The sequence below is a fragment of the Nonomuraea sp. NPDC052116 genome, assembly GCF_040680035.1.
Taxonomy (GTDB): Bacteria; Actinomycetota; Actinomycetes; order Streptosporangiales; family Streptosporangiaceae; genus Nonomuraea; species Nonomuraea angiospora_A.
The window spans coordinates 164278-178653 of record NZ_JBFAWA010000003.1 but is presented as its reverse complement, the minus strand read 5'-3'; the positions used below and the strand labels follow the sequence as shown (position 1 = coordinate 178653).

The 14376-nt window shown below is 72.5% G+C and carries 13 protein-coding genes; 4 read left to right on the top strand and 9 right to left on the bottom strand.

Translation table 11 applies throughout. The annotated features are described in order from the left end of the window. Positions 1 to 56: 56 nt before the first annotated feature. A complete protein-coding gene (locus AB0L65_RS06485) occupies positions 57 to 1763 on the bottom strand; it encodes an asparagine synthase-related protein (RefSeq protein WP_364241071.1) in 1707 nt (568 codons plus the stop codon). A gap of 265 nt (positions 1764 to 2028) precedes the next feature. On the opposite strand from AB0L65_RS06485, the gene AB0L65_RS06480 reads away from it, so the two are divergent. Further along, complete coding sequence (locus AB0L65_RS06480; protein WP_364241068.1) at positions 2029 to 2301, top strand: hypothetical protein; 273 nt, start codon at positions 2029 to 2031, stop codon at positions 2299 to 2301. Positions 2302 to 2321: 20 nt separating this feature from the next. Here AB0L65_RS06480 and AB0L65_RS06475 read toward each other — a convergent pair whose 3' ends face one another. Continuing rightward, entirely contained in the window at positions 2322 to 3335 is a 1014-nt protein-coding gene (locus AB0L65_RS06475) for an alcohol dehydrogenase catalytic domain-containing protein (RefSeq protein ID WP_364241066.1), read from the bottom strand. Between the two features lie 227 nt (positions 3336 to 3562). Between AB0L65_RS06475 and AB0L65_RS06470 the strand changes: the two genes are divergently transcribed. Both AB0L65_RS06470 and AB0L65_RS06465 read left to right on the top strand, forming a co-directional pair. Next, entirely contained in the window at positions 3563 to 4246 is a 684-nt protein-coding gene (locus AB0L65_RS06470; RefSeq protein ID WP_364241063.1) for an SDR family NAD(P)-dependent oxidoreductase, read from the top strand. Positions 4247 to 4336: 90 nt separating this feature from the next. After that, positions 4337 to 5269, top strand: coding sequence for a LysR family transcriptional regulator (locus tag AB0L65_RS06465; protein WP_364241061.1), 933 nt, complete (start codon positions 4337 to 4339; stop codon positions 5267 to 5269). On the opposite strand, the gene AB0L65_RS06460 is transcribed toward AB0L65_RS06465, so the two are convergent. Beyond that, the gene (locus AB0L65_RS06460; protein WP_364241058.1) at positions 5242 to 6033 is read right to left on the bottom strand and encodes an aminotransferase class IV family protein; all 792 of its coding nucleotides are present in this window, start codon (positions 6031 to 6033) and stop codon (positions 5242 to 5244) included. The genes AB0L65_RS06465 and AB0L65_RS06460 overlap by 28 nt on opposite strands. A gap of 149 nt (positions 6034 to 6182) precedes the next feature. Between AB0L65_RS06460 and AB0L65_RS06455 the strand changes: the two genes are divergently transcribed. Next, positions 6183 to 7013: a helix-turn-helix transcriptional regulator gene (locus AB0L65_RS06455; RefSeq protein ID WP_364241055.1), complete on the top strand. Its 831-nt coding sequence runs from the start codon at positions 6183 to 6185 to the stop codon at positions 7011 to 7013. On the opposite strand, the gene AB0L65_RS06450 is transcribed toward AB0L65_RS06455, so the two are convergent. Genes AB0L65_RS06450 through glyA form a run of 6 tightly spaced genes read right to left on the bottom strand, consistent with a single transcriptional unit; the run spans position 7000 to position 14375 of the window. Next, the gene (locus tag AB0L65_RS06450; RefSeq protein ID WP_364241052.1) at positions 7000 to 8376 is read right to left on the bottom strand and encodes an L-serine ammonia-lyase; all 1377 of its coding nucleotides are present in this window, start codon (positions 8374 to 8376) and stop codon (positions 7000 to 7002) included. The genes AB0L65_RS06455 and AB0L65_RS06450 overlap by 14 nt on opposite strands. Next, the gene (locus AB0L65_RS06445; protein WP_364241049.1) at positions 8373 to 8912 is read right to left on the bottom strand and encodes a sarcosine oxidase subunit gamma family protein; all 540 of its coding nucleotides are present in this window, start codon (positions 8910 to 8912) and stop codon (positions 8373 to 8375) included. The genes AB0L65_RS06450 and AB0L65_RS06445 overlap by 4 nt, the downstream gene beginning before the upstream one ends. Next, entirely contained in the window at positions 8905 to 11655 is a 2751-nt protein-coding gene (locus tag AB0L65_RS06440; protein WP_364241046.1) for a 2Fe-2S iron-sulfur cluster-binding protein, read from the bottom strand. The genes AB0L65_RS06445 and AB0L65_RS06440 overlap by 8 nt, the downstream gene beginning before the upstream one ends. Next, complete coding sequence (locus tag AB0L65_RS06435; RefSeq protein ID WP_364241043.1) at positions 11652 to 11900, bottom strand: sarcosine oxidase subunit delta; 249 nt, start codon at positions 11898 to 11900, stop codon at positions 11652 to 11654. The genes AB0L65_RS06440 and AB0L65_RS06435 overlap by 4 nt, the downstream gene beginning before the upstream one ends. Before the next feature lie 10 nt (positions 11901 to 11910). Continuing rightward, on the bottom strand, positions 11911 to 13122 hold the full coding sequence (locus AB0L65_RS06430; protein WP_364241040.1) for a sarcosine oxidase subunit beta family protein: 1212 nt from the start codon (positions 13120 to 13122) through the stop codon (positions 11911 to 11913). Continuing rightward, a complete protein-coding gene (glyA, locus tag AB0L65_RS06425) occupies positions 13119 to 14375 on the bottom strand; it encodes a serine hydroxymethyltransferase (protein WP_364241037.1) in 1257 nt (418 codons plus the stop codon). The genes AB0L65_RS06430 and glyA overlap by 4 nt, the downstream gene beginning before the upstream one ends. Position 14376 lies beyond the last annotated feature (1 nt).

Below are 14376 nucleotides of genomic sequence, written 5' to 3'. Positions count from 1 at the left end.
GCTTCTGGGCCCGGCCGCGCATGAGTAGCCCCTACTCAATGTCGGGCCGCCGCGCCCTACAGCTGCGGGATCTCGATGCGTACCGGATCCGTGCCCGTCGGGGGCTCTCCCGGGAAGACTCCGGTGAGCAGGGCGGCGACCGTATAGAGATTCCAGGCCAGCGCGGGCTGCTTCACCACGGGCTCGGAGAAGAAGGCCTTCAACTCGTCGCCGCGTACGAGGGGGGCCAGAGCGTCGGCGCGTTCGAGCACGAACTCTGCGAGCAGGGCGGAAAGGCGGGGCCCTGGGCTGGTGCGCCAGTTCCAGTTGTTCCCGCGCTTCGGGGCAGGCGTGGCGGGGGTCGCCTCGGGTGGCTTCCGCTGCCACCATCTGCGCGGCTTGTCCGCCTGCCCGGCCTGGAAACGCCAGGGCTTGCCCTCCATCTCGATCTTCTGCAGCCCGGGGGCCAGCCGGCTGATCAGCTCGTAGACGACCTCTTCCGAGTGGCGCCACTGCTGATCGAGCGAAAGAGCCTCGACCACCACGCGGTTGTCGAGGAACGGCTGCACCGGATCCCCACGCCGCAGCGACCCGACCCGGGCCGCGGCGTGCCAGCGTCCCACCCGGTAGGTGACGTACAGGTGGTCGAGCACTTCCCACGGATTCTCACCGACCCGGCGCAGCCAGGGCTCCGCCAGGTCGCGGGCGTGCTCGTTCGCCTCGCCGGTGAACAACGGCTCGTTCTTGAGGAAGAAGTCACTGACCCTGCGGCGCATCGCCTTGTCGGTGGTCTGCCCCTGGCTGTAGAGGAAACCGCCTCTCAGGATCTCACCGCTCTGCCCGGACATGGTCGGCATCGTGGAGTACGGCCGGTAGTCCACGATGCTCTCGTACGCGGAGGTCATGCCTTCGCAGGCGCGGACGACCTCATACGTGCGCGCGCTCGGGTGCGGGACGAGGACGGCGTCCTTCGCCTCGGTCCGCACGGGCGGGATGACCGTGTGCTGGATGCCCAGCCGGGCCGCGATCGCGCCCGCGATGATCACGTCCGGGTGCGTGTCGAGCCCGTTGGTCGTTGCCCGGAAAGGGACGCGGCCCGCGTGCAGCAGCGCGGCCATCAGGCGGCTGTCGCGCCCGCCCGTCAGCGCCAGGTTCACCGGCTCGGAGACGGCCCGCAGCGGCTCGACGGCGGCGACGAGGGCGTCGCTCAGCTGCGTGATCGCCCTGCGCCTGGCTCTCGCCGAGGCCGGCACCGGCTGCGCCGCCGGCAGCGGACGCGCCGCGATGCTCCCGCGGCCGTCCTTCACCGTGACGACGGAGGACGGCCCGAGCGCCGTCACCCCTCGGTAAGGAGTCTCATCGGATAAGAAGTATCCCTGTCGGACCATGCTTTGCAGGGCGACCTCGTGCCAGGTGACCTTTCCCCCGTTGGCCACGAGGTGCACGTGCAGGGCGCGGTTTCCCACCACGTGCACGTCGTCGTTCTCGGCGTGGAAAACGGAATGGGCCCGGGTGCTCGCGGTGGCGGCCTGAATTTCCTCCGCCGCCACCCGGATCACGGAGAAACAACCGGAGAGATCCGCCATCACCTCGCTCAGTCCGGGCGCTTGAGCGAGGCGCCGCACGTCCCGCTGCGCGGCGAGCGTGCCGCTCACGACGAGGCCGCCACGGCCGTCCCGCACGATCAGCGGCGGGCGTTCATCGGCGCCTTCCTCATTGGACCAGGCGAGCAACGCGGCGCCCGCGCCGGCCCATTCGTCGGTGTCAATGGTTTCCAATGGCACCGGAAATACGTCACCGATATGCGAACGAGCCACGGAGAGATATCGGCTGAGATCCACCCTGTGGCGTTTCGCGGCCACGCCCAAGAATACGCGCATGCAGCCCCCCGTATCCGCGCTTCCGTTCCCGGAGGAGAGTAGAGTGCGGACCGAAACCTGTCAAACAATGGAAATTCCGCCGTTTTACCGAAGAGAATGCCGTCGGATCCGATCAAGGGCTGCTAGTCTGTCCCGTCAAATGACTGCGAAAGCGCGCGTGCCTTTACCGATGCGACGGAGTACGGCCTGCCTGCTGGCCCTGGCACTGGCGGCGGTGCCGGCGCTCGGCACGGCCGCCCCGTTGGATTGTCGAGTGCGGCCACTCGTTGATGCCGACGGCTGGTTCGAGGAGGAGTTGCGGAAAGAGGCGCTTCTCCCGCCTGACCCGGATCCATACGCGACGGCGCCGGGCGGCTACACGTCGGACGTGAAGGCGGGGACCGTGGCGCCCATCGGCGTCGAGATCGTGGAGCCGCCGGGCTGTCCTGAGATCAGCGACTGACAGGTGCGGCATCGCCGGGCTCATCGTCGCGGATCGATGTGGATCTTCGGGCCCGGTCCGGCGTCGGCGGGGCGGTGGCCGGCCAGGATGTCGGCGGTCTCGGCCAGGCCGACCGTGGCGGCCACGAGCGGGCGGGCGTCGACCGAGCCGTCGGCGTAGGCGGCGATGGTCCCCGCCAGCGCGGCCGAGCCGCCGAGGATGCCGACGGCGGTGACGTCCTTGAGGAGCAGCGCGCGGGTGTCGAGGGTGCTCGGGGTGCCGGCCAGGCCGATGTAGACCACGCGGCCGGCCGGTTCGACGAGGTCGACCGCGAGCGCGGGCAGCTCGGGCGCGTTGGAGGCGTCGATGACGGCGTCCCATCGCAGCTCCGGCAGCGACGGCCGGGTCCACGTGCCCGCGAAGCCCAGGGACTGCGCCAGGCGCAGCCCATCGAGGTCGCGGCCCAGCAGGTGGACCTCGATCCCCTGCGAGCGCGCGAACAGCGCCGCCAGCAGGCCGATCGCACCCGTGCCCAGGATCAGCAGCCGCTCGCCGGGCCGCAGGCCGGCGCCCTGGACGGCGCGCAGCGCGTTGCCGCCGGGCTCGACCAGCGCGCCCAGCGTGAGGTCCATGGTGTCCGGCAGCGCGTGCAGCGCCGTCGCCGGTAAGGCGAGCCGCTCGGCCAGCGCTCCGGAGCGGCCGAGGCTGATGCCGATCTCCGACATCTCGGCGCAGACGTGGTGGCGGCCGGCTCGGCAGCGCTCGCAGTGCCCGCAGCCGAGCATGGTGTCACCGGTGACGCGGCGGCCCAGCCAGCCGGCGTCCACGCCTTCGCCCACGTCGGTCACGCGACCGCACCACTCGTGGCCGGGGCGCAGCGGGTACCACGACCGCCCGGTGTGCAGGTAGCTCATCTCGCCGGTGAACAGCTCCATGTCGGTGCCGCACACGCCAGCCCGCTCGATGTCCACGACCACCTGCCCGGGCGCGGCGACCGGCGGCTCGACCTCCTGGACCTCGGCCTTGCCCGGGCCGGTCAGGACCAGCGCGCGCACTACCGGGCCCCCACGATCTGCGGGCGCCGGTCGCTGACGTCGGTGTGGCGGACGGGTTTCCCGGGGCGGGGCACAGATACCAACATGTTCCGAACGCTAGACCACTGTTCCGAAAACTGGAAGTTCTGCTCCATGGGAGCTTCCTGCGGGAAGTGGGTATCGGCTAATCTCGCAAGCAACTTCCATAAGATAAATCCTCGTTCCAACTATTGGAATGAAAGGACCTCATGACCTCCTCCCGCACCGCCCTCATCACCGGAGGCGTCAGCGGCCTGGGCAAGGCCGCCGCCCTCCGGCTGGAGAAGGAAGGCGTCTCGATCATCACCGCCGACATCGCCGACGGCGCCGACCTCGTCCTCGACGTCACCGACGCCGCCGCCGTGCAGGCCGCCGCCGACGAGGTCGGGCCGGTCGACATCCTGGTCAACTCCGCCGGGATCGTCGGCCCCAACGCGCCCCTGTGGGAGATCCCGCCGGACGGCTGGCGGCGCACCTTCGAGGTGAACGTCTACGGCACCTTCCACACCTGCCGCGCCTTCGTCCCGGGCATGCGCGAGCGCGGCTGGGGACGCATCATCAACATCGCCAGCATGTCCGGCAAGGACGGCAACCCGAACATGGCGCCGTACTCCGCCTCCAAGGCCGCCGTCATCGCGCTGACCAAGTCGCTCGGCAAGGAGCTGGCCACCAGCGGCGTGCTGGCCAACGCCATCGCGCCGGCCGTCATCGCCACCCCGATGAACGCCACCACCGGCCCCGAGGCCCTGGCCCACATCACCAGCCTCATCCCGATGGGCCGCATCGGCCGGCCCGAGGAGGTCGCCGAACTGATCGCCTGGCTGGCCTCCGACAAGGTCAGCTTCTCCACCGGCGCCGTCTACGACATCAGCGGCGGCCGCGCCACCTACTGACGCGCCGGGCCGGTCTCCTGCGGGACCTGGACGATCAATGAGCCCGACGCATATTTGTCACGTCAGGCGATCGTGATCCACGATTGATCCGTGGAGCTGCAACAGATGCGCTATGTGGTCGCGGTGGCGGAGACGGCGAACTTCACCCGGGCCGCCGAGCGCTGCCGGGTCGTCCAGTCCGCGCTGAGCCACCAGATCGCCCGGCTGGAACGGGAGCTGGGCGCCCGGCTCTTCGACCGCACCAGCCGCCGGGTCACCCTGACCCCCGCCGGCGAGGCGTTCCTGCCCGCCGCCCGGCAGGCCCTCGACGCCGCCGAACGGGCTCGCGCCGAGGTGGCGGCGGCCTCCGGGGAGCTCCGCGGCCGGCTCGCCATCGGCGCCATCCCCACCGTCACGGCGGTCGACCTGCCGAGCGCGCTGAAGACCTTTCACGTGCGCCATCCGCAGGTACGGATCACGCTGCGCGTCGGGGCGAGCGACGAGCTGGCCGAGCAGGTCCGGCAGGGCGCCCTGGACATCGCGTTCCTCGGGCTGCCGCCGAGCGTGCGGCCGAAGGGCGTCAGGGGGCTCGTCCTGGCGCGGGGCGAGCTGGTCGCGGTGGTGGCGCCCGGCCACCCCCTCGCCGACCCACAGGCCGACCAGCCGGACGAGGCTGCCGGGGTGGACCTGCACCGGCTGTCGGAGGAGGTGTTCGTCGACTTCCCCGCCGGCACGGCCGCGCGCGCCCAGTCGGACGAGGCGTTCGCCGCCGCCGGCGTCGGCCGTGAGGTCGCCTTCGAGATCACGAACGCCGACCTCATGGCGCGGCTGGTCCGGCTGGGCCTGGGCATCGCCATGATGCCCGCCGCCTTCGCGCCCGAACTCCCCGGCGTGCGCGTCGTCGAGCTCCGCGACCCGCCCACCCGGGTGGAGCACCTCATCTGGAGCAGGGGGCGCCCGTCACCGGCCGCCGCCGCGTTCCTGGAGGTCCTGGACATCCGGGCGGAGGGGACGGATCAGGGGGCGGCCGGCGGTTCGGCCTGATAGGCGCGGTGCAGCAACCGTACGAAGGGCTCGGCCTCCGGCAGGGGCACGGAGCCGATCCGGTGGACGGGCACGCCCGGCGTCCACGAGTTCATGACCACGGCCCCGGCCAGGGCGGGCAGGTCGGCGAGGGTGATCTCCTGGGCGCGCTGGGGGACGCCGAGGCGATCGAGCCGCCGGCGGACGACGGCCATCGTGGTCCCGGTCAGCATCTCGGCCACGGGCCACACCACGGCGGTGCCGTCCCAGAAGGCCAGGTTCCAGATCGAGCCCTCGCTGAGCCGGCCGCGGCGGTCGACGAAGGCTGCGTCGTCGAAGCCCTGGCCGGCGGCCTGGCGGAGGACGTACGTCTTGGCCACCTCGCCGACGTGCTTGACGGCGGGCAGGAAGCGTTCGTGCTCGACCGCCGCCAGCGTCAGCGGGCCCGCCGGACCGGAGGCCGCCGGCCCCGTACGGACCAGCACCTCGGGCTCCCCCTCGGCCACGGTGAACTCGCCCGCCGGTGAATGCACCGTGGCCGTCAGCGAGACGCCGGCCGGGCCGTCCCGCAGCGCCGCCCGCAGGTAGGAACGCACCCGATCGTCGGGCACCGCCCGGCCGAACAACTCCATCGAGGCGCGGCGCAGCCGTTCCAGGTGAAGGTCGAGGCCGCGGACCCGGCCTCCGCGCACCTGCATGGCGGTGAAATGCGCGTAGCCGGCGAAGGCGAGCGGCGCCAACTCCTCGGCGGTCGCAGGACGGCCGTTGCGCTGAGCGACAAACATTGAAATATCCCCCTTTAGGTGGTGATCAGGGGAATCGAGCCTGCCGCAGCCCGGCTGGATCGCCCAGAACCCCGCTCCGCGTACGACCGCTGTTCCTACTACTGGCAGGGTCAGCCTTGTTCGTCGTCGTGTGCGTACTATCGGGGGTTATGAGCGAGATCGGCGAATTCCTGCGCAGCCGGCGGGCGCGGCTGCGGCCGGAGGACGTCGGGCTGCCGGTCTTCAGCCGGCACCGGCGCGTGCCGGGGCTGCGCCGCGAGGAGCTGGCCCAGCTCGCCGGCGTGTCCGTCGCCTACCTCACGCGGCTGGAGCAGGGCAAGGGCAACAACGTGTCGGGCGAGGTGATCGGGGCGATCACGCGCGCGCTGCGGCTGAGCGACACCGAGCACGAGCACCTCACCCGCCTGGTCAAGTGCCGGGACCGCAGGAAGTACGGGCCCCCGCCGCTGCAGCAGGTGCGCACCGCGCTCGGGCAGATGCTGGCCTCCCTGGAGGGGATCCCCGCGTACGTGACCGGGCCCCGTTCGGACATCCTGGGCTGGAACCCGATAGCGGCGGCCCTGTTCGGCGACTGGGACCGGCTGCCGCCCCAGGAGCGCAACTGGGCCCGGCTGGTGTTCCTGGACCCCGGCCATCGGCGGCTGTTCGCGGACTGGGAGGCGAAGGCCGCCGACGTGGTCGGCGCTCTGCGCCTGTACGCCGGCTGCTATCCCGACGATCCGCGGCTGCTGACGCTCGTGGGCGAGCTGTCGGTGAAGAGCGAGACGTTCCGCCGGCTGTGGGCCGGGCACGACGTGAAGGAGAGCAACCACGGCACCCGGCGCCTGCGTCACCCGTTGCTGGGCGAGCTCACGCTCTCCTTCGAGTCGTTGCGGCTGCCCGACGACCCCGAGCAGTCCCTGACCGTCTACCACGCCCCGCCCGGCTCCGCCCAGGCCGAGAACCTGCGGCTGCTGGCCGGCTCCGTCAGCACTCGATGACGTTGACGGCCAGGCCGCCGCGCGAGGTCTCCTTGTACTTGTCGAGCATGTCGCGGCCGGTGTCACGCATGGTCTTGATGGCCTTGTCCAGCGAGACGAAGTGGCGCCCGTCGCCGCGCAGGGCGATGCGGGCGGCGGCGATCGCCTTGATGGAGGCCACCGCGTTGCGCTCGATGCACGGGATCTGGACCAGGCCGCCGATCGGGTCGCAGGTCAGGCCCAGATTGTGCTCGATGCCGATCTCGGCGGAGTTCTCCACCTGCTCCGGCGTGCCGCCCAGCACCTCGGTCAGCCCGGCCGAGGCCATCGAGCAGGCCGACCCCACCTCGCCCTGGCAGCCCACCTCAGCTCCGGAGATCGAGGCGTTCTCCTTGAACAGCACGCCGATCGCCGCCGCCGTCAGCAGGAAGCGCACCACCCCGTCGTCGCCGGCGCCGGGCACGAACCGCGTGTAGTAGGTGAGCACCGCCGGGATGATGCCCGCGGCGCCGTTGGTGGGCGCGGTGACGATGCGGCCCCCGGCGGCGTTCTCCTCGTTGACCGCCAGCGCGAACAGCGACACCCAGTCCATCGCGTGCAGCGGGTCCTTCTCCGGCGCCTCCGCCAGCAGGCGCCGGTGCAGCCCGTGGGCGCGGCGGCGCACGCGCAGCCCGCCGGGCAGCACGCCCTCGGAGGCGATGCCACGGCGGACGCACTCGGTCATCACCCGCCACAGCTCCAGGATGCCCGCGCGGATCTCCGCCTCGGTGCGGCCGAAGGCCTTCTCGTTCTCCAGCATCAGCCCGGAGATCGACAGCCCGGTGTTGGCGCAGTGCTTGAGCAGCTCCTCCGCGGTCGTGAACGGGTACGGCAGGACCGTGTCGTCCGCCTTGATGCGGTCCGCCCCGGCGGCCGTCTCGTCGACGACGAAGCCGCCGCCGACCGAGAAGTACACCTTCTCCCGCAGGACCCCGCCGTCGGCGCCGAAGGCGGTGAAGCGCATCCCGTTGGGGTGGCCGGGCAGCGAGATCCTGCGTTCGAAGACCAGGTCCTCGCCGACCACGAACGGCACCGGGTGCGTGCCGGCGAGCGACACGGTGCCCGACTCCCGCATGGCGAGCAGCCGGGCGTCGACCGAGTCCACGTCGACCAGCTCCGGCTTCTCGCCGGACAGGCCGAGCAGCACGGCCTTGTCGCTGCCGTGGCCCTTGCCGGTCAGCCCGAGCGAGCCGTACAGGATCACCTCGACCCGGGCGACGGACTCCAGCAGCCCGTCCTGGCGCAGCCCCCGGACGAACCTGTGCGCGGCGGCCATCGGCCCGCCCGTGTGCGAACTGGACGGCCCGATGCCGATCTTGAACAGGTCGAAGACCCCGATGCTCACGTCACGTACTCCGCCGCCGCGTCCAGCAGCCACTCCGCCAGGTAGGCGGCGAAGGACGAGCGCACCAGCACCAGGAACCCGTCCTCCCGGGGCACGAGCACGACCTGCGCCTGCGCCAGCATGGTCTGCGCGCACCGGCCCGGCCCGAACGCGCGCGGATGCAGGTCGAGTGAGCAGCCGTGGGCGAGCAGGTCGCGCGCCTTCGGTCCGCCGACGAACAGCGTGGTGCGCTGCGCCGAGACGTCCACGATCGAGCCGTGCCGCTCGCCGAGCTCCTTGCGCAGCAGCTCGGGCCGGTATCCGGGCGGCGCGATCACCAGCCACTCGTCCGGCCCCAGCCAGACCGCGGTGACCTCGCCGGAGGTGACCGCGGTGTTCGGCTCGACCGGCAGCGGGACGCCGAGATCGGCCCCGGGGTCCACCCGCACGTTGACGTGGGTGAGGAAGGGGATCTCCCGCAGCGTCAGCGCCCCGCCGCGCGAGGCCGCCTCGAAACGGCCGGCGAACGCCCCGGCCGGACTCCTGCGCTCAACCATCGCGACGCGCTCCTTCGGGGTCGTACAGGACGTGAGACGTGACGGTCACCGGCACCATGGCGTCGCCCACGGGCGCGTAGAGCCGCTCGCCGTGGCGCGACTGCCCGCCCTTGAGCAGGGCCAGCGCGAACGTGCGGCCGAGCGCCGCGCTGCGGTAGCTGGAGGTGACGTGCCCCAGCATGGGCACCGGCGGCTCGGGCAGCTCGGCGGAGGCCACCAGGTGGGCGCCCTCCGGCAGCAGGAAACCGTGGTCGTCCGGCAGCAGCCCGACGAGCTGCTTGCGGTCGGGACGCGAGCTGTCGGCCCTGGCGTGGGAGCGCTTGCCCACGAAGTCGGGCTTCTTCTTCGACACCACCCACGACATGCCCAGATCCTGCGGCGTGACGGTGCCGTCGGTGTCCTGGCCGACGATCGGGTAGCCCTTCTCGGCCCGCAGCACGTGCATGGTCTCCGTGCCGTACGGCGTCACCAGGCCGGTGTCCATGATCGCGGTCCACAGGCGGAGCCCGTCCCAGGAGGTCACGTTGATCTCGTAGGCCAGCTCGCCGGAGAAGCTGATGCGGCACACCCGGGCGGGGATCCCGGCCACCTCGGCCTCGCGCCAGGTCATGAACGGGAAGTCGGCCGCCGAGACCGCCAGCTCGGGCGCCAGCGCCGCGAGCACCTCGCGCGAGCGCGGCCCGACCAGCGCGACCGTCGCCCACTGCTCGGTCACCGAGGTGAGGCGCACCCGCAACGACGGCCACTCGGTCTGCAGCCACTCCTCCATCCAGTCCAGCACCGCGGCGGCGTTGCCGGTCGTGGTGGTGACCAGGAAGTGGTCGGCGGCCAGGCGGATGACGGTGCCGTCGTCGAAGACCATGCCGTCGGCCCGGCACATCACGCCGTACCGGATCGAGCCGACGGCCAGCGAGCTCATCAGGTTGGTGTAGAGCCGGTCGAGGAACTCGCCCGCGTCCGGGCCGATCACGTCGATCTTGCCGAGCGTGGAGGCGTCCATCGCCGCCACGCCCTCGCGCGCGGCCCGGCACTCGCGCAGCACCGCCGCCTCCATGGTTTCGCCCGCGCGCGGGTAGTACCACGGCCGCTGCCACTGCCCGACGTTCTCGAACAGCGCCCCGTGCTCGGCGTGCCACTCGTGCAGCGCCGTCACCCGGACGGGGTCGTGCAGCGCGCCGCGGTCGCGCCCGGCCAGCGCCGTGAAGCTCACCGGCGTGTACGGCGCCCGGTAGGAGGTGATCCCGACCTCGCCCACCGGCACGCCCAGCGCGTGGGCCACCACGGCCGAGGTCAGCAGCCCCGACGTCTTGCCCTGGTCGTGCGCGGTCCCGGCGGTGGTGTAGCGCTTGACGTGCTCGACCGAGCGCAGCCCCGCGCCGGTGGCGCGCAGCACGTCGGCCGCGGTGACGTCCCGCTGCAGGTCCACGAAGTGCCCGCCGAGGTCGTCCGCCGGCACCAGCCAGTACGGCGTCCCCCCGGGCCCCGGCGGCACCGGCCCCGCGTCCCCGGCGCCGTCGGCAAGGCAGCCCTCCAGCGTGAACACGCCCCTGGCGGCCCCGGCCACGCGGACCTGCTGCCGCGAGACGCCGGGCACCAGCGCGGCCAGGTCCTCGTCGTAGCGCAGCGTCCCGCCCGCCTGGCTGAACAGGTGCACCACCGGGTTCCACCCGCCGGACACCAGCACCAGGTCGGCCTCGATCTCGGTCCCGCCGGCCAGGACGGACGAGACCTCGACCGCGCCCCTGGCGGCCTCGACCGCCTGCCCGGCCAGCACCTCGATGCCGCGCCGCCGGGCCTCGGCCAGCGGCCCGGGGGAGGGGCGCACGTCCACGATCGCGGCCACCTCCAGGCCGGCGTCCGCCAGGTCGAATGCGGCCTCGTAGGCGCTGTCGTTCGTGGTGAAGACCACGGCCCGGCGCCCGGGCAGCACGCCGTACCTGACGGCGTAGGTGCGCGCGGCCCCGGCCAGCATCACGCCGGGCAGGTCGTTGCCCGCGAAGGCGATGGGCCGCTCGTGCGCGCCGGTGGCCAGCACGACCCGGCCCGCCCGGATGCGCCAGATCCGCTCCCTGGCCACGTGGGCGGGGGCGGCGGCGCCGAGATGGTCCGTGCGGCGCTCGACGGCCATGAGGTAGTTGTCGTCGTAGTAGCCGAAGACCGTGGTGCGGCGCAGCACCGTGACGTCCGGCAGGCGCTCCAGGCCGGCCGCCACCGCCGCCGCCCACTCGTGGCCGCCTTGCCCGGCCGGGCCGCCCGGAATGTCCTCGGTGGTGCCCAGCAGGCTGCCGCCCGGACGGGGCTGCTCGTCGGCCAGGATCACCCGGGCGCCGTCCACGGCCGCGGCCCGGGCGGCGGCCAGCCCCGCCGGGCCGGCGCCGACCACCAGCACGTCGCAGTGGGCGTGCACGGCGTCGTAACGGGCCGGGTCGGGCTCAGACGCCAGGCGGCCCCGGCCGGGCAGGCTGCTCGCCACGAGCCCGTCGTACAGCTCGATCGTGGTGGCCGGCCGCATCGGCTCGGGAAAGGGCCGCTCGATCTGGACGACCGCGTTGGGCTCCTCGCTGCCCGCGGCGAAGATGCCGCGCGGGCGGCCCAGCCTGACGCTGGTCGCGGCCTGGCGCACGCCGTTGGCCAGCAGCGCGGAGGCCAGGGTGTCGCCGGGGTGGCCGGTCAGCTCGCGGCCGTCGAAGCGGAAGCGCAGCGTGCCGCCGCGGTCGATCAGCCCGCCGGTGGACAGCCTCATCGGGCCTCCAGGATCTCGTTGGTGGCGGTGTCGCGGACCAGGTTGAACCAGCGGCGGCAGCCGGTCGCATGGCTCCACCGCTCGGCGAAGGGGCCCTTGGGGTTGTCGCGGAAGAACAGGTAGCGCGCCCACTCCTCGTCCGACAGCGCGGCCGGGTCGGCGGGGTAGGCGACGTGGGCCTGCCCGCCGTAGTGGAACTCGGCCTCGTCGCGAGGGCCGCACCAGGGGCATGGGATCTGCAGCATCGGCGGCTCCTCAGTGCGCGACCGCGGCGGCGCCGTGCTCGTCCACGAGCGCCCCGGTGGTGAATCGGTCAAGGGAGAAGGGGGCGTTGAGCGGGTGCGGCTCGTCGTTGGCCACGGTGTGCGCGAAGCACCAGCCCACGCCGGGTGTCGCCTTGAAGCCGCCGGTGCCCCAGCCGCAGTTGAGGTAGAGGTTCCGGACCGGGGTCAGGCCGACGATCGGCGAGGCGTCGGGCGAGACGTCCACCACGCCGCCCCAGGTGCGCAGCACGTGCGCGCGGGCGAAGATCGGGAACAGCTCCAGCGCGGCGGCCATCTGCCGCTCGATGATGTGGAAGGCCCCGCGCTGCCGGTAGGAGTTGGCCGCGTCGATGCCGGCGCCCATGACCAGCTCGCCCTTGTGCGCCTGGCTGACGTAGACGTGCACGGCGTTGGACATGACGACCGTCGGGTGCACGGGTTCGAGCAGCTCGGACACCAGCGCCTGGAGCGGGTGGCTCTGCAGCGGCAGGTCGATCCCCGCGGTCCTGGCCACGACCGAGGTGTGGCCCGCGGCGCACAGCGCGACCCGGCCGGCCGAGATCGGGCCCCGGGTGGTGTCCACGCCGGTGACCCGGCCGTCGCTCACCCGCAGCCCGGTGACCTCGCAGTGCTCGATGAAGTCCACGCCGAGGGCCGCCGCGGCGCGGGCGTACCCCCAGGCCACGTGGTCGTGCTTGGCGATGCCGGCGCGGGGCTGGAAGGTGGCGCCGAGCACCGGGTAGCGCACGCCGGGCGAGATGTCCACGATCGGGCACACCTCGCGGACCTGCTCGGGGTCCAGCCACTCGGCGTCGACGCCGTTGAGCCGGTTGGCCTCGACGCGGCGCACGCTGTCGCGTACGTCCTGGAGGCTATGCGCGAGGTTGAGCACGCCACGCTGGCTGAACAGCAGGTCGTAGCCGAGCTCCTCCTCCAGGCCCTCCCACAGCTTGAGCGCGTGCTCGTAGATGCCCGCGCTCTCGTCCCACAGGTAGTTGGAGCGGATGATCGTGGTGTTGCGGGCCATGTTCCCGCCGGCCAGCCACCCCCGCTCCAGGACGGCGATGTCGGTGATTCCGTGGTTCTTGGCCAGGTAGTAGGCGGTGGCCAGGCCGTGCCCGCCGGCTCCGACGATGACCACGTCGTAGGAGCGCCTGGGCTCGGTGGCGCCCCACAGCCATTCGGGGTGCTCGGGCAGGTTCATCGCGCCTCTCCGTATAGCGGGTGCTTGCCGGCCAGGACCTCGACCCGGTCGCGCAGGAACGACAGGTCGGCCTCCGGCGTCAGCGCGGTGGCGATGACGTCGGAGACCTCCGCGAAGTCGGCCGCCTCGAAGCCGCGCGTGGCCAGCGCCGGGGTGCCGATCCGCAGGCCCGAGGTGACCATGGGCGGTCGCGGGTCGAACGGCACGGCGTTGCGGTTGACCGTGATCCCGGCCGCGTGCAGCCGGTCCTCGGCCTGCTTGCCGTCCAGCGCGGACTCGCGCAGGTCGACCAGGACCAGGTGCACGTCGGTGCCGCCGGTCAGCACCTTCACGCCCGCGGCCGCCGCGTCGGGCGCCAGCAGCCGGTCGGCCAGGATGCGGGCTCCCTCCAGCGTGCGGCGCTGGCGCTCCCTGAACGCCTCCTCAGCGGCGATCTTGAACGAGACCGCCTTGGCCGCGATCACGTGTTCCAGCGGGCCGCCCTGCTGGCCCGGGAAGACCGAGGAGTTGATCTTCTTGGCGAGCTCCTCCGTGGACAGGATCACCCCGCCGCGCGGGCCGCCGAGCGTCTTGTGCGTGGTCGTGGTCGTGATGTGCGCGTGCGGCACGGGGGAGGGGTGCAGCCCGGCGGCCACCAGCCCGGCGAAGTGCGCCATGTCCACCATCAGGTACGCGCCCACCTCGTCGGCGATCCGGCGGAAGGCCGCGAAGTCCAGCCGCCGCGGGTAGGCCGACCAGCCGGCGATGATGAGCCGGGGACGGTGCTCGCGGGCCAGGCGCTCGACCTCGTCCATGTCCACCAGGTGGTCGCTCTCGCGCACGTGGTAGGCGACCACGTTGTACAGGCGACCGGAGAAGTTGATGCGCATCCCGTGCGTCAGGTGGCCGCCGTGGGCCAGGTCGAGGCCGAGGATGGTGTCGCCGGGATCCAGCAGCGCCGCCATCGCCGCCGCGTTGGCCTGGGCTCCCGAGTGCGGCTGCACGTTGGCCGCCTCCGCGCCGAACAGCGCCTTGATCCGGTCGATGGCGAGCTGCTCGATCACGTCCACGTGCTCGCAGCCGCCGTAGTAGCGCCGGCCGGGGTAGCCCTCGGCGTACTTGTTGGTGAGCACCGAGCCCTGGGCCGCCATCACGGCGGCGGGCGCGAAGTTCTCCGAGGCGATCATCTCCAGCGTCGAGCGCTGCCTAGCGAGCTCGGCGCCGATCAGGGCGTGGACCTCGGGGTCCACCACGTCCAGCGGGGTGTCGATCATG